This is a genomic window from Sphingopyxis sp. QXT-31 (assembly GCF_001984035.1).
In the GTDB taxonomy this organism is placed as follows: domain Bacteria; phylum Pseudomonadota; class Alphaproteobacteria; order Sphingomonadales; family Sphingomonadaceae; genus Sphingopyxis.
In genome coordinates this window covers 3,182,263-3,200,342 of record NZ_CP019449.1, presented here as the reverse complement: position 1 = coordinate 3,200,342, position 18,080 = coordinate 3,182,263, and the positions used below count along the sequence as shown (strand labels likewise).

Genomic DNA, 18,080 nt, shown 5'->3' with positions numbered 1-18,080 from the left:
ACCATGAAGACCCAGATTTTCCATTGCGCCGCCGCGCTGCTCGTCGCCGGGTGCGGTATCGCGGCTGCGGCCGTGTCCGCCCCGGCCGCGGCCCAGGTGGGCGGGATCGTCCACGATCCCCGCAATTACGCGCAGAACATCCTGACCGCCGCGCGCACGCTCGAGCAGATCAACAATCAGATCAAGCAGCTGCAGAACCAGGCGACGTCGCTCGCGAACGAGGCACGCAACCTGTCGGGCTTGCCGGTCTCGACGCTCGAGGAGCTGCAAGGCCAGATCGACCGGACCCGCACCCTGCTCGGCGAAGCGCAGCGGGTCGCCTTCGACGTCGGCGACATCCAGAAGGCGTTCGACGCGCGCTACAAGGGCGGCGCGCTGACGGGCACGCAGGCGGAAATGGTCGCCAATGCCGAGGCGCGCTGGAACGACAGCGTCGGCGCCTTCCAGGATGCGATGAAGGTCCAGGCGGGCGTTGTCGGCAATATGGGCGATGCGCGCCGCTCGATCACGACGCTGGTGACCGCGAGCCAGTCGGCGGCCGGCGCCCTCCAGGCGGCACAGGCGGGCAATCAGCTGCTCGCGCTCCAGTCGCAGCAACTCGGTGATCTTGCCGCTGCGATCGCCGCGCAGGGGCGGGCACAGATGCTCGATGCCGCCCGCGCGGCGGCTGCCGAGGCCGAAGGCCGCGAGCGCTTCCGCCGCTTCCTCAAAGGCAATTGAGATGGGCCGGGCGGCCAGGATCGGCGGCGCGGCAGTGCTGGGCGGAATCGCCATGACGCTCGCGCTCGTCGCCGCGACCCTGCCGCCCGCGCCTCGTGCGTCCGCCCCCCAGGTCTCCGGGGCGGACGCACACCCGGCGCCGGACGATAGGCTTCGCCGCTGCCGGACCGTCACGACGGCCGACCCCGATTGCGAAGCGGCATGGGAAGCGAAGCGTCGCCGGTTTTTCGGTGAGCGGAGGAACGAGCGATGAACGACACGGGCGTGATCGACCAATTTTTGTCGGTCTTTTCGACCTATATCGACAGCGGCTTCGGACTGCTCGGCGGCGAAGTCGGTTTTCTGTCGACGACTCTCATCGTCATCGACGTGACGATCGCCGCGCTATTCTGGGCGTGGGGCGCCGACGAGGATGTCCTTCAGCGCCTCGTCAAGAAGACGCTCTATATTGGCGTCTTCGCGTTCATCATCGGTAATTTCCAGAGCCTGGCGACAATCATGCTCGAAAGCTTTGCCGGTCTCGGGCTGAAGGCAAGCGGCGGCGCCATGGCGATCGGCGACTTCATGCGCCCGGGCGTCGTTGCGGCGACGGGCCTCGATGCCGCGGAGCCGCTTCTTGATGCGAGCAAGGACCTATTGGGGCCTATCGGGCTCTTCACGAACTTCGTGCAGATATTGATCCTGCTCATCGCCTGGGTGATCGTCGTCCTCGCCTTCTTCATCCTCGCGGTGCAGGTCTTCGTGACGATCCTCGAATTCAAGCTCGTCACGCTCGCGGGCTTCGTTCTGATCCCCTTCGCCTTTTTCGGCCGCACCGCCTTCATGGCGGAGCGCGTCCTTGGCCATATCGTCTCCTCGGGCATCAAGGTGCTGGTGCTCGCCGTCATCACCGGGATCGGCACGACCCTCTTCGATCGCTTCATGGGTGCCCAGATTGGCGCCGAGCCCGACATCGAGCAGGTGATGGCGATCGCGCTTGGCGCGCTCACATTGCTGGGTCTCGGTATCTTCGGTCCTTCGATCGCCAATGGCATCGTCGCGGGCGGTCCCCAGCTCGGCGCAGGCGCTGCGGCCGGCACGGCCGTCGCCGCCGGCGCCACGCTCGCCGCGGGCGCGGCGGGTGCGACGCTGGCCACCGGTGCCGCCGCCACCTTTGCGCGCGGCGCTGCGGCTGGCGCTACCCGCACTGCGGGCAGCGCATCGGCCTCCTACGCCGCAGGCGCGGCCGGGAAGAGCGGGGCGCAGGCGGTCGGTGCGGGTCTCGCCAGTGTCGCGCGCTCGGCGGCGAGCGCTGCGGCGTCCCCGCTTCGGCGTGCCGCCGAGGGGACCCGCGAGCAATTTGCGGCCGGCCGCGCGGGTCAGGCGGCGAAGGCCGGGCCGGCAACTGCTGCCGGCACGCCGCCCGCGTGGGCGACCGCGATGCGGCAGCGGCAGGCGGTCGCGCAGGGCGCGATGGTCGGCGCGCAGACCCTGAAGGGCGGCGATAGCCACGGCGCTGGCTCCGCACCTGACATCAGCGAAAGGGATTGATATGATTTTCCGCAGGCCCTCCAATCATTATGGGATCTCGCCCGTCCCGGTCACGCCGCATCAGCGCGCGGGGCAGGTCTGGGACGATCGCATCGGCTCGGCGCGCGTCCAGGCGAAGAATTGGCGGCTCGCCTTTTTCGGCACCCTGCTTCTGTCAGGCGGCCTCGCCTCGGCTCTGGTCTGGCAGTCGCTGCGCGGCACGATCACGCCCTGGGTGGTCGAGGTCGACAAGCTCGGCGAGGCAAGGGCCGTCGCGCCCGCAGACGCCGACTGGTCGCCGACCGATCCGCAAATCGCCTTCCATCTCGCGCGCTTCATCGAGCATGTCCGGTCGATTCCGGCCGACCCGGTGGTGCTGCGCAAGGACTGGCTCAGCGCCTATGATTTCACCACGGCGAGCGGCGCGCAGGCGCTAAATGAATATGCGAGGCTGAACGATCCCTTCGCGGAGATCGGCAAACGACAGGTCGCGGTCGATGTGTCGAGCGTGATCCGGGCCTCCAAGGACAGCTTTCGTATCGCCTGGACCGAGCGCCGCTATCAGGACGGCAGCCTTCTCGAAACGTCGCGCTGGTCGGCGATCGTCACCGTGACGGTTCAGCCGCCCCGCACCCCCGATGCCCTGCGGCGCAACCCGCTCGGAATTTTTGTCACCGCAGTAAATTGGTCGAAGGAGCTCAGCCAGTGACGCGTTTTATCTTTCTTGTGACCGCAGCCGCGCTGGCATTTCCTGCGGTCGCCGCCCCCTCCGATGTCAAGACACAGGTCGGCCGGGCCAATGACGCGGCGCGCGTTCAGCCCGATCGCGCGAGCTTCCAGGGCGCGATCCAGAAATATGCCTGGGCCGATGGCGCGCTGTTCCAGATCTATACGGCGCCGGGGCAGGTCACCGACATCGCGCTCCAGGAAGGTGAAGAGCTCGTCGGACCCGGACCGGTCGCCGCCGGCGATACGGTCCGCTGGGTCATCGGCGACACGCTGAGCGGCGCCGGTACGTCGCGGCGCGTTCATATTCTCGTCAAGCCGACCCGCCCCGACATCATGACGAACCTCGTCATCAACACCAACCGCCGCACCTATCATCTCGAACTGCGCGCGACGCCTTCGACCTATATGGCCGCAGTCAGCTGGTCCTACCCGGCCGATGAGCTGATCGCATTGCGAGCGGCCGAAACCGAGCGGGAGCGCGCTGCACCCGTTGCGGGCGGCATCGACTTTGCGGCGCTCAATTTTGGTTATCGGATCAGCGGCGACAAGGTGCCCTGGCGCCCGCTGCGCATCTTCGACGACGGTCGCCAATTGTTCGTCGAGTTTGGCGACGGCATTGCCGAGGGCGATATGCCCCCGCTCTTCGTGCTCGGTGACAAGGAGGGTGCGGAGCTCGTCAATTACCGCGTGCAAGGCCGGTTCCTCATCGTCGACCGCCTGTTCGAACGCGCCGAACTGCGGCTTGGCAACGGGCGCGGCGCGAAGAAGGTGCGAATCGAGCGCGACGACAAGCGCCGTCGGGGGCGGTCATGAGCGGGCCGGAACGGGAAGGGAAGGCAGAACCGCCTCCTGAAGCCCTGGCGGCGGAACGCCCCGTCGCGCCGTCCAGCCCCGACGGGTTCCGGCTTGAGGGCGAGATGCCGCCTGTCATGCGCCTCTCGCGCCGGACGCTCGCGATTATCGGCGGCGCGGCAGGCTTTGCTATCGCCGGTGCTCTGCTCTGGGCGCTGCGGTCGCCTGCTCCCCAAGCCGACAAGAATCTCTATGAGACCGATCGCCCCAACCGCTCGGAGGTCATTACGGGCGCGCCCGCGGATTATGGCGCGGTTCCGAAACTCGGGCCGCCGCTTCCCGGTGACCTCGGGCGACCGATCGTCTCAGCGCAGAAGGAGGGCGGGATGATAACGCCGCCGCCCATGGTGGCTGTTCCACCGCCGGCCGATCAACGACAGCGGGCGGTGGATCAGGCGCGTGAGCGCCGGATCCAGGAAAGCGACGCGGCGCGTTCCAGCAATCTTTTCCTGGCAAGCGGGGGAGGCAGCGCCTCGGCCAGTACCGCGGAACAACCTGCGCCGCCCGCGGCGCAGGCGATCAATCCATCGGGCGCAGAAGCCCCGGCTCGTCCCTTTCTGAGGGCAGATGGTCCGCGCCGGACAGACAGCGGCGAACGCATCGTCCCGCTCGCTTCGCCCTATGTCGTGCAGGCCGGGAATATCATTCCGGCGGCGCTGATCACCGGCATCCGTTCCGATCTTCCGGGCCAGATCACAGCGCAGGTGACGCAGAATATTTATGACAGTCCGACGGGACGCATTCTCCTGATCCCCCAAGGCTCGCGCCTGATCGGGGAGTATGACAGCGAGATCGTGGCGGGACAGAATCGCGTGTTACTGACTTGGGATCGGTTGACCTTTCCCGGCGGTCGCCCGATCGCACTTGGCCGGCTCCCCGGAGCGGATGCCGGCGGAATGGCGGGGCTGGCGGATCGCACCGACTATCATTGGGGCCATATGTTCAAGGCCGCGCTCATATCGACGCTGCTCGGTGTCGGCGCCGAGCTCGGAGCGGACGACGACGATCGGCTCGTTCGTGCGATCCGGTCGGGATCGCAGGATTCGATCGGTCAGACCGGCCGGCAGATCGTCGACCGGCAACTCGCCATACCGCCCACTATCACCATCAGTCCCGGTTTCGCGTTTCGGGTCATCGTAACCCGTGACCTGGTGCTGGAGCCGCTTTTCAGCGGCGAATCCCGATGAGCAAGCTGCGGCTCGGACCCATCGCCGAGGATCGGCCGGTCAAGGTCACGGTTGAACTGTCGGGAGGCATTATGCGCGATCTTGCAGACTATGCCCGCATCCATGCCAGGGCCAATGGGCTCCCCGAGCCTTTGCCGGCGGAGCGGCTGATTGCCCCGATGATCGAGCGCTTCATGAGCGGTGACCGCGAATTCGGCAAGCTGCGGCGTCGATCCTGATCGGCACCAGTTCGCGGCCACAAGACATCACGCCCCCGGCAATTTGGCCAGCTGTGCGGGTGTCAGGATAGGGGCGTTGCGATCCCTGCGCTCCGAATAGCGATCGACAAGCTGGTCGGCGTGGCCGCGCGTCAGCACGGTGAACCGCACCAGCTCCTCGGCAACATCGACAATCCGGTCATAATAGCTCGACGCCAGCATGCGGCCTGCCTCGTCGAACTCCGCATAAGCTTTGGCAACGCTCGACTGGTTGGGGATGGTGATCATCCGCATCCAGCGGCCGAGGATGCGCAGCGTGTTGACGCTGTTGAACGACTGCGATCCCGCCGAGACCTGCATCACGGCGAGAGTGCGGCCCTGCGTGGGACGCAGACCTCTATAGGCGAGCGGCAGGTGATCGATCTGCGCTTTCATTATGCCGGTGATCTGGCCGTGGCGCTCGGGGCTGCACCAGACCTGGCCATCTGACCAGAGCGAATGCTGGCGTAGTTCCTCGACCGCGGGATGATCGTCATCGGCGATGAGGTCGGGCAGTGGCAGGTCGGAAGGATCGAAGATGCGGGTCTCGCAGCCGAAAAGCTGGAGCAGACGCGCCGTTTCCTCGACAACGAGGCGCGAGTAGGAGCGCTCGCGCAGCGATCCGTACAGAAGAAGGATGCGCGGCGCGGGATCGAGCGGCCCCAGACCAAACGCCGGCTGTGCGTGGAGATATTCGGGGCTCAATGCGGGAAAATGGTCTGCGTCGGAGAGCGCGCGCAGGCGGCTGTGGGTCTGTTCTGTCATGATACTCAGACTTGTGAAGGAACGCTCGCCGGGAACCAGCGACGTCCGAGGCGGAATGCGACGCTGACGAGGAGGATGAGGACCGGCACTTCGACAAGCGGGCCGATGACCGCCGCGAAGGCGACCGGCGAGGCGAGGCCGAAGGCGGCGATCGCGACCGCGATCGCGAGCTCGAAATTATTGCCCGCGGCGGTGAAGGCGACCGCGGTCGTGCGTGGATAATCAGCCTCGATCAGCTTGCCCATCCAGAAGCTGATGAGGAACTGCACGACGAAATAGATGGTCAGCGGGATCGCGATCCGGATGACGTCGCCGGGGATGGTGACGATCTCGCCGCCCTTGAGGCTGAACATCGCGACGATGGTGAAGAGCAGTGCGACGAGGGTGATCGGCGCGATCCTCGGCAGGAAGTGCGTCTCGTACCAGTCGTTGCCCTTGGCGCTGGCGAGCCATTTGCGGGTGAGATATCCTGCCATAAACGGGATGCCGAGATAGATGAGCACCGCCTCGGCGATCGTCCAGAAGCTGACGTCGATGACGCTGCCTTCGAGGCCGAAGAGCGGCGGCAGGACCGTGAGGAAAAACCAGGCATAGACGCTGAAGAAGAGGATCTGAAAGATCGAATTGAACGCGACGAGCGCAGCGACATATTGATTGTCGCCCTTTGCGAGCTGGTTCCACACGATCACCATTGCGATGCAGCGCGCGAGACCGATCAGGATCAGGCCAGTCATATATTCAGGCTTGTCCGCGAGGAAGACGACCGCGAGCGCGAACATCAGCACCGGCCCGATGATCCAGTTCTGGATCAGCGAGATGGCTAGGACGCGCTTGTCTTCGAACACGCGCGGCAGCTCGTCATAGCGCACGCGTGCAAGCGGCGGATACATCATCAAAATGAGCCCGATGGCGATCGGGATATTCGTCGTTCCGATCGACATCGCGTCGATCGCAGCGGGGAGGTCCTTGAAAAGCGATCCCAAGAGGACGCCGAGCGCCATTGCAAGGAAGATCCAGAGTGTCAGATAGCGATCGAGGAAGGACAGGCGTTCACGCTTTGCGGCAATCATGATGATCCCCTCAGGCATGGACGCGGTTGCCGCCGGCATCGACCACCTGTTCACCGTCTTCCTTGGCGAAGGCGCCAAGCTGGCGGGCAGGGATGATGTCGAGCACCGCTTCGGACGGGCGGCAGAGCTTCACCCCGAGCGATGTGACGACGAGCGGGCGATTGATGAGGACCGGATGCGCCATCATTGCATCAATGAGTGCGCCATCGGTGAGATCGGGGTTGCCTAGGCCGAGTTCCGCATAGGGCGTGCCTTTTTCGCGGAGGAGCTCGCGCGGCGTGATACCGGCGCGCTCGATCAGCCGCTCGAGCAGGGCTCGCGACGGCGGTGTCTTCAGATATTCGACGACATGCGGTTCGATGCCGGCGTTGCGAATGAGCGCGAGCGTGTTGCGCGACGTCCCGCACTCGGGATTGTGATAGATAATGATGTCGGCGGTCATGCGCCTGTCTCCCGCTCGCCAGTCGCGCCCTCGATGCCGCCGATTTCCTTCAACCTGCGCGCCATTGCCATCTCGTCGATGCTTTCGTGCGGGAGCGCGAGGAAGAGCGAAATCCGGTTCGAGAGATAGTGCAGCGCACGTTCGAAAGCTTCGCGCTGGCCCGGGCCTTCGACCGCGGCGGGATCTTCGATCCCCCAGTGCGCGGTCATCGGCTTGCCGGGCCAGACCGGACAGGTCTCGCCGGCGGCATTGTCGCAGACGGTGAAGATGAAATCGAGTTTGGGCGCGTCCGGGCCCGAGAATTCGTCCCAGCTTTTCGAGCGCAGACCCTCGGTCTCGAACCCGAGCTCATCGAGAAGCGCGAGCGCCTGTGCATGGACCTTGCCTTTGGGAAAGCTCCCGGCGCTATAGGCACGGAACCGCCCCTGGCCCATGCGGTTCAGCAGAGCTTCGGCTAGAATCGAGCGGGCGCTGTTGCCGGTACAAAGGAACAGCACATTATAAATCTTGTCGGTCATCGACTTCTCCCTCAAGCGCTGAATGGGCCGATCAGCAGCAGGCAAGTTCGGCGAGCAGCGGCTCACACAGTTCAGCGCGTCCTTGGCAGCAGTCTTTTGCGAGGAAGAGCATCAGGCCGCGAAGTGCGTCGATATCCGCTCGTTGGATGATCTGCCGGCCGCGCTTTTCCGGTATCACCAAGCCCGCCTTCACCAGAACCGCGAGGTGCGTCGAAAAACTACTCTGATTGAGCCCCGACGCTTCGACGAGCTGTCCCGTCGATAGCCCTTCGGGCTCATTCTGGACGATCAAGCGAAAGGCATCGAGGCGGGTGGGATGCGCCAGAGCGGCGAGGGCGGACAAGGCGGCATCAATTTGCATGCATCGGGATTATCCGATATGTTCATGTCTGTCAATTTGTATCGGGAATATGCGATGGGTCGGTTCGGCGAGGCCCACAATCGGCCTATGACGCGGATGTGGGCGGGTTGGCAACCGGTCGGGTGTCGCAATTCTACGCAGACTGATTGCCGGCTTTGGCAGGCCGCCCGGCTTCGATGGCCCGGCGATTATACCAGAAGCCAAGGATTATGATGACCAGCGCGGCGGCTTGCATGAGGATGACCTGCAGCGTCGGATAGATACCCAGGAGCGTTACTCGAGGCCAGCCGCTCACGGGCGTTACCGAGAGCATGCCTGCCTCCTGCAGCGCCGCCGTTCCCTTGCCCGCCAGTACGGCGGCGAGCACCGCCATGAGGGCAGAGCTATACGAAAAGAATTTGCCGATTGGCAGCCGCTGACTGTAGCGGAGCATCGCCCAGGCGATGACGGCCAGCAGGACAAGGCCGGTCACGAAGCCGCCGAAGACAGCCCCGCCACTGCCCTGCGATGCCAGCGCCGCATAAAACAGGATGGTCTCGAACACCTCGCGATAGACGGCCAGGAAGGCGAGCCCGAACAGGAACCAGGACGAGCGTTTCGAGAGCGCCGCGCTCAGCTTTGCGTGAATATAGCGCTGCCATTGGTCGGCCTGAGACTTTCCGTGCATCCAGATGCCGACCGACAGGAGAATGACAGCCGCGAGCAAGGATCCGAAGCCCTCGGTCAATTCGCGGCTCGCCCCGCTGACTCCGATGGCATAGGTCGCGAGCGCCCAAGTCAGGCCCCCTGCGGCAAGGGCCGCAACCCAGCCGGCATGCACATAACGCAGCGCCTCCGGGCGCTCGGCCTTTCGCAGGAAGGCGACGATCGCGATGACGACGAGGAGTGCCTCCAGGCCCTCACGCAGCAAGATCGTCAGGGCGCCGACAAAGGCCGACGTGCTGCTCGCCTGTTCGGGGGCGAGCACCTGCTCGGCATCGGTGAAGAGCGTGTCGAGCGCCGAAATCTCGTGGCGTACCTCGGCGACGGGCGCGCCCTTCTGGATGGCCGCGCGCACTGCCCCCATCGCCGTCTCGATCCGCGCCATCAGGGCGCCATCACGCGACGCGAGGAGCGGTTCCAGGGGTTCGAACCCGTCGAGATAAGCGGACAACGCAAGTTCTCCGGCTTGCTGCCTCTTCCCCGCAGCATATGCAGCGAAGCTCTGCTCGAGCCGTTCCCGCGCCAGCGCCAGCGACCCAGCCCCCGACCCCGTGACGGCCTGCGGATTAGCCCTGAGATAGGCCATCACGGCGTCGGCCTCCGGTTGTCCGATCTTCGCACCGAGCGCCGCCGGCGTCATTGCCGTCAGCGTAGGCATGTCAGGCACCAGGCGGCGCACACCAGCGTCGGATTGCCAGATCCGCTCGCCCTGCGTCGTATCACGGAAAGCGAAGCGGCCGCTGTAGAAGGCGAGGGCCCAGCGATCGGCGGCAGGAAGGTCGGCGAAACTTTGCATTGCCGTGCCGTCGAGGCCTTGCTCGATCACTTGGTAAAGCCCGAAGACGCTGCGTTCGCGAGCGCGCGCAGCATCGGAAAAGGCGATCGGCGGTGGATCGAGCCTGGCTGCATCGGGGCCGCGGCCATCGCCCGACATGCCGTGGCACGATGCGCAATTCTGCCCATAGAGAGTAGCGCCCCTCGCAAGATCTGGGCTGCGCGCCGGCGCAAGTGGCACCGGATAGGCGTTGAGCAACGCCGCTGCGACCGAACGGGCCTGCCGTGCGACTTCTCGTGGGCTTTCCTTGGCGACAACGGCTGCCTTCAGCCGCTTCGCGTCAGCCACCAATTGCGCACGTGCGCCTTTGGGTGGCAGCGCTGCAATATTCGCGGCGGCCGAATCGGTGAACTCGAGCATTTCGGCATATTCTGCCTGGCTGATGACCCGGCCGTCATGTACCGCACCGCCATAGTCCACCGCGACATAATCGAGCAGGCGCCAGGTAGTCTGCACCGACGTCGTGTCGGCGCGTGCCACGGCCGGAAGCAGCACCAGCATGGCAAGCAAGATTGCCGCAGCGCGCCGAAGCGTGGAATATGCCCTCATTTTGCTATGCCTGCGAAGGGCGCAGCTCGGCGCGTGCATTGCGCACGATCTCCGTGGCCGAATGCAGGAAGAGAAGGGCGATGACGCCCGCCACCAGAAGATCGGGCCAGGCGCTGCCCGTCCAGCCGACCAATATGGCCGCGACGATGACGGCGATATTCGCGATCGCATCGTTTCGGCTGAACAGCCAGATGGCCCGCACATTGGCATCGCCGTCCCGAAATCGCGAGAGAACCAGCGCCGCGGTCACGTTCACGGCCAAGGCGACTATGCCGATGACGCCCATGAGTTCGGCTTCGGGTGGCTCGGCATTTAAGGCCCGCGCCACGGCAAAGGCAATCACTCCCAGCCCGAGCGCACCGAGGAACAGTCCCTGGGTTAGCGCGATCCGTGCACGGCTTGCAGCAGACCATCCCAGCGCCAGTAATCCCACCAAAGTGATCGAACCGTCGCCGATGAAGTCGAGCGAATCCGCTTTGAGGGCCTGACTGTTGGCGATGAAGCCGCCGATGATTTCGCACACACCGAAACCGAGGTTGAGTATCACCACGATCCAGAGCGCCCGTCGATAGGCGGGATCACGCTCGGCACGCACGGTATCGCCCGTACAGCCACAGTTACTGTCGTTGCTTTCGCTCATCGCATTGTCCTACATTCTCCAGTAGCTGTAGAAGCAAGGCATTTCTGAGGTGCATATGGGCCGTGAGGTAGGACTTCCCATCGGAGCGCTGGCGAGCCGGACGGGTACGAAGGTCAATACAATCCGCTTCTACGAGGACATCGGGCTTCTACCACCGGCGGCGCGCACCGCCTCCGGACGTCGCAGCTATGGTCCCGAGGATGTCAGGCGCCTGGCGTTTATCCGGAGTGCGAGGGGGCTGGGATTTTCGATCGACGAAATTCGTTCACTGAAAGCCCTCGCGGCAGGACCCGAGCAGGACTGCGCCGAGGTTCGCGCTCTGGCGGCGCGACATTTGCTCGACGTCGACGAGCGTCTGGAACGCATGGTGCGCCTTCGCGCAGAACTCGCCCGGATCGTCCAGCTCTGTGAGGGCGGCCGCATAGCCGATTGCCGGGTGATTGAGGCGATCGAGGCGACGCTGCCGTCCGCGGTCTAGCGGTGGTTTCCTCGCACTCATCATTCGGTCTTCACCTTGTTATTTCTCAAATTCAGGGGTCGTCGCTTGCGGCGCCGCGAGTCTCCTTTCGGGCATCGCGCAGAATTTCGATGCCGCCCTTGATGGCAATCAGCGCAGTGGCGAACCCGACGAGCAAGTCGGGCCAGTTCGTGCCGAGCCACCAGACGAGGACGCCGGCGATCAGGATGCCGCCGTTCGAAACGAAGTCGTTGAAGCTGAAGGTCGTTGCCGCACGAAGGTTGACGTCGGGATTCTGAATGCGCTGAAGCAGCTTCAGGCAGGCATAGTTCACCACCGCCGCGACCGCCGACATGATCATCATCGTAGCGCCGATCGGTTCGCTACCCTGAAAGTAGCGCCGCCCGACATCGAACAGGACGCCGGCCGCGAAGATCAATAGCATAACGCCCGACGCTGTAGCCGCGCGGGTCTTCCATTTGATGCCATGGCTTAGTGCGACAAGGCTCAGGGCATAGACCGCCGCGTCCGATAAATTGTCGAGGCCATTCGCGATGAGGGCGCTCGAATCTCCCAGCGCGCCGGTTATGAGAAAGGCGATGGCGATCGCCGCGTTCAGGAAAAGAACGATCTGGAGGGTCTGCTTTTCGCGGTCGGTGCTGCCTGTCTTGTCTATCATTTCACGCTCCTCATACCAAGCATCCCTAAAAGGAGGCGGAACCCCTCAGGGTTCCGCCCCTGTTCGCGGCCGGCCGCTTGCGCCCAAGCGCTGCAGCAAACCGTGAGGGCCTGGCTTCAGGTCGCAAGGCCGGGCTCACGCCGCGGCCCGGCGACTTCCTCTTCTTCGATCTTCGCGCTGCGACTGTGGACCATGAGGTACAGCGCGGGCAGGACGAGCAGCGTCAGGATCGTCGATGAGATGATCCCGCCGATGACCACGGTCGCCAGCGGCCGTTGCACCTCGGATCCTGCCCCGACATTGAGCGCCATCGGTACGAAGCCGAGCGACGCAACCAGCGCGGTCATCATCACCGGCCTGAGGCGGGTCAGCGCGCCCTCGCGGATTGCATCGACGAGCGCCTTTCCGCGTTCGCGAAGATCCTTGATGAAGGATAGCATCACCACGCCGTTGAGCACCGCGACCCCGGAGAGTGCGATGAACCCGGCGCCCGCCGAGATGGAGAGCGGAATGTCGCGAAGCGCCAGCGCCGCGACCCCTCCCGTCAGCGCCAGCGGCACGCCCGAGAAGACGATGGCCGCATCGCGAACCGACCCGAACAGCATGAACAAGAGGCCGAAGATCAGCAGCAGAACGAGCGGCACCACGATCTGGAGGCGCTCGGTCGCCGACTGGAGCTGCTCGAACGTCCCGCCATATTCTATATAATAACCGTCGGGCAGCACGACATCGGCTTCGACCTTCTGGGTCAGTTCGTCGATGAACGAGCCGAGATCGCGACCACGGACATTCGCCGTGATCACCGCGCGGCGTTTGCCATTCTCGCGGCTGATCTGGTTCGGCCCCGCCGCGAGCGATATCTCCGCAAGCTCCGAAAGCGGCACGAAGCCGCCGGCCGGAAGCGCAACGGGGAGATTGCCGAGCGACGCGAGGTCGGTGCGAATGGCCTCGGGAAGCCGGACGACGACGTCGAAACGCCGGTCGCCCTCGAAGAGCTCGCCCGCCTGCCGCCCGCCAGTCGCGGTCGAAACCGCATCCTGGACCGTCTCCATGCTCACGCCATAGCGCGCAAGCTTGTCGCGATCGGGCGTGACCGAAAGCATCGGCAGGCCGGTGACCTGTTCGAGCTTCACGTCCTGCGCGCCCGCGATCCCGCCGGCCACCTCCTCGATCGCCCGCCCCGATTCGAGCAGTTGATCGAGATCGTCGCCGAACAGCTTGATCGCGACGTCGGCGCGAACGCCGGCGATCAGTTCATTCATCCGCATCTTCACCGGCTGGGTGAACTCGTAATTGTTCCCCGGCACTTCGTTTACCGCCTTGTTGAGCTCGGCGACGAGCTGGTCGCGCGGCTTTCTGGGCTCGGGCCACTCCTTCCGATCCTTGAGCATGATGAAATTGTCGGCGACCGACGGTGGCATCGGATCGGTCGCGACCTCGGGCGTGCCGATCTTCGCGAACACCCGCTCGACTTCGGGGAACTGCCTGATCCTCTTCTCCAGCGCCTCCTGCATCGCGATCGACTGGGTCAGGCTCGTTCCCGGAATGCGCATCGCGTGCATCGCGATATCGCCTTCGTCGAGGTCCGGGATGAACTCGGACCCGAGACTCGTCGCCGCCACGCCGCTGAGCGCGACGAGCAGCAGCGCACCCGAAAGCGCCGCCTTCGGCCAATTCAGGACGCGGTCGAGCATCGGACGATAGCCCTTGCCGAGACCGCGCATCAGCCAATTCTCCTTCTCCTCGACCTTGCCGGTAACGAAGAGCGCCACCGCGGCCGGAACCAGGGTGAGCGACAGGAGAAGAGCAGCGGTCAGCGCGAGGACGACCGTGATCGCCATCGGGTGGAAGGTCTTTCCTTCGACGCCTTCGAGCGCGAAGATCGGCAGATAGACCGCGGTGATGATGATGATGCCGAAGATGCTCGGCTTGATCACTTCGGCGCTCGCCGAGGCAACGAGGCCGAAGCGTTCGTCGCGATCGAGCAGCCGTCCGAGCCTGTGCTGTGCCTCGCCAAGCCTGCGAAGACAATTTTCGACGATGATGACGGCCCCGTCGACGATGAGGCCGAAGTCGAGCGCGCCGAGGCTCATGAGGTTCGCCGATGTCCGCGTCTGGAGCATGCCCGTCAGCGTCATCAGCATGGCAACGGGAATAACCGCCGCCGTGATCAGCGCCGCCCGGAAATTGCCGAGCAGCAGGAAGAGGATCACGATGACGAGCAGCGCGCCCTCGGCGAGATTCTTCTGCACCGTCGAAATCGTCCGTTCGACGAGCGCGGTGCGATCATAGAGCGGCTTCGCGACAACACCCTTCGGCAAAGCACGCGACGCTTCGACGAGGCGTTCGGCCGAGGCCTGCGCCACCACGCGCGGATTTTGTCCGATCAGCATCGAGACCGTTGCGAGGACGACCTCCTTGCCATTCTCAGTCGCCGCGCCCGTGCGAAGGCCCGAACCGATCGCGACATCGGCGACGTCGGCGATCCGGATCGGAACGCCGCCGCGGGTGGCGACGATGATCTGCGACAGGTCGCGCTCATTGTTCGCCTGCCCCGGCACCCGGATCAATATCTGTTCGCCGCTGCGCTCGACATAGCCGGCGCCGCGATTTGCATTATTGGCCTCCAGCGCGGTGACGACATCGTTGAGCGAGAGATTGAGCGAAGCGAGCGAGGCCGGATAGGGGGTCACATGATATTGGCGGGCATAGCCGCCGATCGTGTTGATCTCGGCGACCCCCGGGATCGTGCGCATCTGCGGCCGGATGACCCAGTCGGACATCGTTCGGAGGTCTTCCGCCGTGTAGGGCGTGCCATCCGGCTTTCGTGCGCCCGGTTCGGCTTCGATCGAGAACATGAAGATCTCGCCGAGGCCGGTGGAAATCGGCCCCATTTCGGGCGCCATACCGGGCGGCAGCTGCCCCTTTGCGGCCTGGAGCCGCTCGTTGACCTGCTGGCGCGCGAAATAGATGTCGGTCCCGTCCTCGAAAACGACCGTGACCTGACTCAGGCCGTAGCGCGAGATCGACCTGGTATAGTTGAGGTTGGGGATGCCCGCGATCGCGGTCTCAATCGGGTAGGTGATCCGCTGCTCGGCTTCGAGCGGCGAATAGCCTTCAGCCTTGGTATTGATCTGGACCTGGACGTTGGTGATGTCGGGAACGGCGTCGATGGGCAATTTGGTCGCGCTCCACGCGCCGATCGCGCACAGGAGCGCGACGACCGCGAGGACGAGCCATCGTTGCCGGATCGAAAAGCCTATGGTTCTGGCTAGCATATTATCCTGCTCCCCGATCAATGGTCGTGGCCCGCGCCGGACTTTTCGATGTCGGCGCGAACGAGGAAACTGCCCTTGGTGACATAGGCGGTGCCGGGCTTGATGCCCGACAGGACCTCGGTCCATTCGGGCGACGAACGGCCGAGTTTCAGCATGCGGACCTCATAGTCCTGCCCGAAATTGGCATAGACCACCTTGAAGTCGCGGAAGGGCTGGATCGCCTCGGTACGCACGGCCAGCGGCACGGTGACGGGGTTGACCATCACGCGGCCGCGCAAGGCCATGCCGGGGCGCAGCGTTCCCGAGCGGTTGGGGATGGTCGCGCGGATGAGCGCAGTGCCCGCCTCGACATTGCCGTCGGGCAGGAACTGCTCGAGTGGCGCGGTCGCGATCTCGGCGCCGTCCTGCGTCTCGACCGTCACCCGCATGCCCGGACGGATAATCGCGAGGTCACGGGGGAAGATGTTGAAGACGACCGTCGTCTGCGCGGGATCGGTGATGACGTAGAGCGCCCGCCCGTCGGTGACATCGCCGGGGTTGGCGTTGCGCTCGGCAACGACCCCGCCGACCGTCGCATGCACCGGATAGACCTGGAGGCTTTCGCTCGATTCAATGCGTGCGAGAAGTTCGCCGCGGCGAACCGTGTCGCCCACCGCCTTTGTGACCGAGACGACGCGGCCGGGGAATTGACCGCGAATTTCGGAACGGGCCGTTGGCGACAATTGGACAGTGCCATAGAGTTCGCGCCTCTCGCCGACCGTCGCCGGTCCGACGACGGCGGTCTCGATGCCGCCGGCCTTGGCGGCGTCGGCCGCGATCCGCGTGCGGCCCTCAGGGTTGGCATATTTCCAGACGTGGCGTTTGCCGCCAGTCACCGCGACGACTTCGACATCGAAGCTGTGCGGTTCGGTAACGACGCCTTGCCCTGCCAGGAACTTGCCCTGCGGGCGGAAGGTGAAGCGATCGACGTCGCCGCCAAGCCGCGTGAGCGTGATCGCGAGCTGGACTTCCTTGGGATCGACCGGCTTCCCGTCCCGGGTCGCAAAAACTCGGAACTGCGGCTCGGTGCCATTCTCGAAAATCGTGATTTCGACAGCGAAATCGCCATTTTTGAGCAATTTGCCGCCATTCGGGCCCTCGGCGTCTTCTTCGCCTTCGCCCTCGGCGTGGCTCTCACCTTCTGCATGTTTGTCTTCGCCTTCGGCTCCGCCGCCGCAGGCAGCGAGCGGGACGGCAAGGAACAGCGCCGCTGCAGCGGCGGGAAATGGAAACTTCTTCATGGAATATTCTCCGCAAGGGGAGCCGCATCGAAGCGGCCGGTCAGGCGATCGATTTCCGCGAGCAAATCGCGGTAGCGCGTCATGGCCTCGGCCCACTGACCCTGGATCTGGATGATGACGTCGGCGGCATCCTGCACATCGGCGAACAGGAAGCCGCCGCGGGCATAGCCTTCGCGCACCTGACCGAGCGTCTTCACCGCCTTGGGATAGACGTCGTTCATGATGCCCTCGGCCCGCACCCGTGCGGCGTCGGCATCGGCGCGCAGCGACGCGAGGCGCCGCAGTCGTTCGAGGCGGCTCGCCTCGGACTGGAATTCGAGCTGCCGCCGTTCGGCCTGCGCCCGGGCGATATTGCCCTGGTTGCGGTCGAAGCGTCCGAGCGGGATCGAGATTCCGCCGAGAACGGCGACATCATTGGTCTCGCGAAGGAAGCGAGTGCCGCCCGACACCGTATAGTCCTGGTGCGCGCGGCTTTGCTCGACGACAACCTGTGCCCGGGCGCGATTGACGGCGGCGTCGAACACCGCGGCATCGGCTTCGGCCAGCGGCGGATCGCGCGGATCGGGCTTCTCGATACCCTCGGCGATAACGAGGCTGTCGGGAGCGCCGCCCCAGAAGGATACGAGCAATGCTCTTGCGGACTGCCGTTTGGCTTGGGCTTCCTTCAGTGCCAGCTCGGCTTCGAGAATGCGGGCATCGGCGCGGGTCTCGACGAAGAGCGGATCCTTGTAGCCGCGCATGCGCCGGATCGCTTCGGTGCGCATCTCCTTTTCGAGTTTGACGCGATCCTCTGCGATCCAGACCATCTGCTCGGCGATCTGGACGTCGATATAGGCGCGCTGCACTTCCTGGGCGATATCGAGCCGGACGAGCCGCCACTGCGCCTCGGCGAGAACGACCCCGCGTTCGGCAAGCGCCATCCGCGCCTCCCGCTTTCCGCCGCGTTCGAGCGGCTGCGAATAGGTGACGGTGAGTTCCGATTGCCGGAACAGGCCGTAGCCGCCCGTCCCGACTCCATTTTCCATGTCGACCGACACGGTCGGATTGGGTCGGACGCGAGCTTGCAGTTGGCCGGCGCGCGCGGCGTCGACCCCCGCTTCGCCGGCTCTAAGCTCTGGCGATGCAGCGATGGCCCGCTCGACCGCCTGGTCGAGCGTTAGCGGCTGGGCCCACACGGACCCCGCCAGCAGCGCAGCCCCGGCCAACAGGGCGGCGCGCATATGGATATGCATAAATGATCACTCCTGAACGGTTCGACTGAGCGCAGGCCG

19 protein-coding genes are annotated in these 18,080 nt (G+C 64.9%); 8 read left to right on the top strand and 11 right to left on the bottom strand.

The window, feature by feature from the left end; translation table 11 throughout:
- Positions 1-3 precede the first annotated feature (3 nt).
- The 7 genes from trbJ to BWQ93_RS15295 are packed head-to-tail and all read left to right on the top strand — an operon-like array spanning position 4 to position 5,215.
- The gene (trbJ, locus tag BWQ93_RS15325) at positions 4-720 is read left to right on the top strand and encodes a P-type conjugative transfer protein TrbJ (protein WP_083721202.1); all 717 of its coding nucleotides are present in this window, start codon (positions 4-6) and stop codon (positions 718-720) included.
- The gene (trbK-alt, locus tag BWQ93_RS21515) at positions 650-973 is read left to right on the top strand and encodes a putative entry exclusion protein TrbK-alt (protein ID WP_083720934.1); all 324 of its coding nucleotides are present in this window, start codon (positions 650-652) and stop codon (positions 971-973) included. The genes trbJ and trbK-alt overlap by 71 nt, the downstream gene beginning before the upstream one ends.
- Entirely contained in the window at positions 970-2,250 is a 1,281-nt protein-coding gene (gene trbL, locus BWQ93_RS15315; RefSeq protein WP_077031267.1) for a P-type conjugative transfer protein TrbL, read from the top strand. Before trbK-alt ends, trbL begins: the two co-directional genes overlap by 4 nt.
- Positions 2,251-2,254: 4 nt before the next feature.
- Entirely contained in the window at positions 2,255-2,938 is a 684-nt protein-coding gene (gene trbF, locus BWQ93_RS15310) for a conjugal transfer protein TrbF (RefSeq protein WP_077032451.1), read from the top strand.
- Positions 2,935-3,771, top strand: coding sequence for a P-type conjugative transfer protein TrbG (trbG, locus tag BWQ93_RS15305; RefSeq protein ID WP_232314625.1), 837 nt, complete (start codon positions 2,935-2,937; stop codon positions 3,769-3,771). Before trbF ends, trbG begins: the two co-directional genes overlap by 4 nt.
- Positions 3,768-4,997: a TrbI/VirB10 family protein gene (locus BWQ93_RS15300; protein WP_077031265.1), complete on the top strand. Its 1,230-nt coding sequence runs from the start codon at positions 3,768-3,770 to the stop codon at positions 4,995-4,997. The genes trbG and BWQ93_RS15300 overlap by 4 nt, the downstream gene beginning before the upstream one ends.
- A complete protein-coding gene (locus tag BWQ93_RS15295) occupies positions 4,994-5,215 on the top strand; it encodes a DUF2274 domain-containing protein (protein WP_058818134.1) in 222 nt (73 codons plus the stop codon). The genes BWQ93_RS15300 and BWQ93_RS15295 overlap by 4 nt, the downstream gene beginning before the upstream one ends.
- Positions 5,216-5,242: 27 nt before the next feature.
- On the opposite strand, the gene arsH is transcribed toward BWQ93_RS15295, so the two are convergent.
- The 7 genes from arsH to BWQ93_RS15260 form a co-directional block, all read right to left on the bottom strand.
- Complete coding sequence (gene arsH, locus BWQ93_RS15290; protein ID WP_058818133.1) at positions 5,243-5,998, bottom strand: arsenical resistance protein ArsH; 756 nt, start codon at positions 5,996-5,998, stop codon at positions 5,243-5,245.
- Positions 5,999-6,003: 5 nt separating this feature from the next.
- Complete coding sequence (gene arsB / locus BWQ93_RS15285; protein ID WP_058818204.1) at positions 6,004-7,068, bottom strand: ACR3 family arsenite efflux transporter; 1,065 nt, start codon at positions 7,066-7,068, stop codon at positions 6,004-6,006.
- Between the two features lie 10 nt (positions 7,069-7,078).
- Positions 7,079-7,510 carry an arsenate reductase (glutaredoxin) gene (gene arsC / locus BWQ93_RS15280; RefSeq protein WP_058818132.1) on the bottom strand — a complete coding sequence of 144 codons (432 nt, stop codon included), beginning with the start codon at positions 7,508-7,510 and terminating at the stop codon, positions 7,079-7,081.
- Positions 7,507-8,028: an arsenate reductase ArsC gene (locus BWQ93_RS15275; RefSeq protein ID WP_058818131.1), complete on the bottom strand. Its 522-nt coding sequence runs from the start codon at positions 8,026-8,028 to the stop codon at positions 7,507-7,509. The genes arsC and BWQ93_RS15275 overlap by 4 nt, the downstream gene beginning before the upstream one ends.
- A 31-nt stretch (positions 8,029-8,059) precedes the next feature.
- On the bottom strand, positions 8,060-8,389 hold the full coding sequence (locus tag BWQ93_RS15270) for an ArsR/SmtB family transcription factor (RefSeq protein WP_058818130.1): 330 nt from the start codon (positions 8,387-8,389) through the stop codon (positions 8,060-8,062).
- A 133-nt stretch (positions 8,390-8,522) separates the two neighbouring features.
- Positions 8,523-10,475 (bottom strand): cytochrome c/FTR1 family iron permease, encoded by a 1,953-nt coding sequence (locus BWQ93_RS15265; protein ID WP_058818129.1) that lies wholly within the window; start codon positions 10,473-10,475, stop codon positions 8,523-8,525.
- A gap of 4 nt (positions 10,476-10,479) precedes the next feature.
- The gene (locus BWQ93_RS15260; RefSeq protein ID WP_058818128.1) at positions 10,480-11,115 is read right to left on the bottom strand and encodes a cation diffusion facilitator family transporter; all 636 of its coding nucleotides are present in this window, start codon (positions 11,113-11,115) and stop codon (positions 10,480-10,482) included.
- A gap of 55 nt (positions 11,116-11,170) precedes the next feature.
- On the opposite strand from BWQ93_RS15260, the gene BWQ93_RS15255 reads away from it, so the two are divergent.
- Positions 11,171-11,593, top strand: coding sequence for a MerR family transcriptional regulator (locus tag BWQ93_RS15255; RefSeq protein WP_058818127.1), 423 nt, complete (start codon positions 11,171-11,173; stop codon positions 11,591-11,593).
- Positions 11,594-11,645: 52 nt separating this feature from the next.
- On the opposite strand, the gene BWQ93_RS15250 is transcribed toward BWQ93_RS15255, so the two are convergent.
- The 4 genes from BWQ93_RS15250 to BWQ93_RS15235 form a co-directional block, all read right to left on the bottom strand.
- Positions 11,646-12,251 carry a cation transporter gene (locus BWQ93_RS15250; protein WP_058818126.1) on the bottom strand — a complete coding sequence of 202 codons (606 nt, stop codon included), beginning with the start codon at positions 12,249-12,251 and terminating at the stop codon, positions 11,646-11,648.
- A gap of 116 nt (positions 12,252-12,367) precedes the next feature.
- Positions 12,368-15,529: an efflux RND transporter permease subunit gene (locus BWQ93_RS15245; protein ID WP_077032450.1), complete on the bottom strand. Its 3,162-nt coding sequence runs from the start codon at positions 15,527-15,529 to the stop codon at positions 12,368-12,370.
- A gap of 17 nt (positions 15,530-15,546) precedes the next feature.
- On the bottom strand, positions 15,547-16,809 hold the full coding sequence (locus tag BWQ93_RS15240; RefSeq protein WP_067179735.1) for an efflux RND transporter periplasmic adaptor subunit: 1,263 nt from the start codon (positions 16,807-16,809) through the stop codon (positions 15,547-15,549).
- Complete coding sequence (locus BWQ93_RS15235) at positions 16,806-18,041, bottom strand: TolC family protein (protein ID WP_067179737.1); 1,236 nt, start codon at positions 18,039-18,041, stop codon at positions 16,806-16,808. The genes BWQ93_RS15240 and BWQ93_RS15235 overlap by 4 nt, the downstream gene beginning before the upstream one ends.
- Positions 18,042-18,080 lie beyond the last annotated feature (39 nt).